At 50.2% G+C, this 251-nt stretch carries 1 pseudogene; it reads right to left on the bottom strand.

Features of this window, described 5'->3' with window-relative positions:
- A pseudogene (locus GNF10_RS37650) lies at nucleotides 1-251 on the bottom strand (DNA polymerase III subunit gamma/tau); the annotation flags it as partial.

Here is a 251-nt window from a genome sequence, read left to right as displayed (position 1 = left end):
GTAAAAATTTGACGTGTTCGGGAGGTTCTTCCAGCGTCTTCAGTAACGCATTGAAGCTGTGCCGCGAAAGCATGTGGACTTCATCGATAAGATACACTTTAAAACGCCCACGGGCCGGGGCGTATTGCACGTTATCCAGCAAGTCACGGGTATCTTCGACTTTTGTCCGGGAGGCGGCATCGATCTCTATCAGATCGACAAAACGTCCCTGCTCGATTTCACGACAATTTTCGCACTGACCACAAGGAGTG

It is taken from the genome of Nostoc sp. UCD121 (assembly GCF_014222285.1).
In the GTDB taxonomy this organism is placed as follows: domain Bacteria; phylum Cyanobacteriota; class Cyanobacteriia; order Cyanobacteriales; family Nostocaceae; genus Nostoc.
Note: the sequence above shows the minus strand (reverse complement) of the source record. Positions and strands in the feature narration are given on the sequence as shown.